Annotated in this window: 2 rRNA genes; both read left to right on the top strand. The window is 51.2% G+C overall.

Annotated features, from left to right (window positions below):
• A 23S ribosomal RNA gene (locus tag BIU96_RS18085) occupies window positions 1–74 on the top strand; the annotation flags it as partial.
• A gap of 101 nt (window positions 75–175) precedes the next feature.
• Window positions 176–291, top strand: a 5S ribosomal RNA gene (gene rrf / locus BIU96_RS18080).
• Window positions 292–324: the final 33 nt, after the last annotated feature.

Raw genomic sequence — 324 nt, 5'->3', positions numbered from 1 at the left:
GTTGATAGGTCGGGTGTGTAAGCGCTGCGAGGCGTTGAGCTAACCGATACTAATTGCTCGTGAGGCTTGACTATATAACACCCAAGACAATTGCGGATAACGCAAGAGCCATTGTGCTCAATCGAAATCAACATCACATCGTTCTATCTCGTCCACCCAGTGATCAACCGTTTTGCCTGACGACCATAGCGGTCTGGAACCACCTGATCCCATCCCGAACTCAGCCGTGAAACAGACCAGCGCCGATGGTAGTGTGGCTTCTGCCCATGTGAGAGTAGGTCATCGTCAGGCTCCTAATATAAAACAGCCCCGACAGCGTATGCT

The sequence above is a fragment of the Curtobacterium sp. MCBA15_008 genome, from assembly GCF_001865065.1.
Taxonomy (GTDB): domain Bacteria; phylum Actinomycetota; class Actinomycetes; order Actinomycetales; family Microbacteriaceae; genus Curtobacterium.
This window is presented reverse-complemented; position numbering and strand designations above follow the sequence as displayed.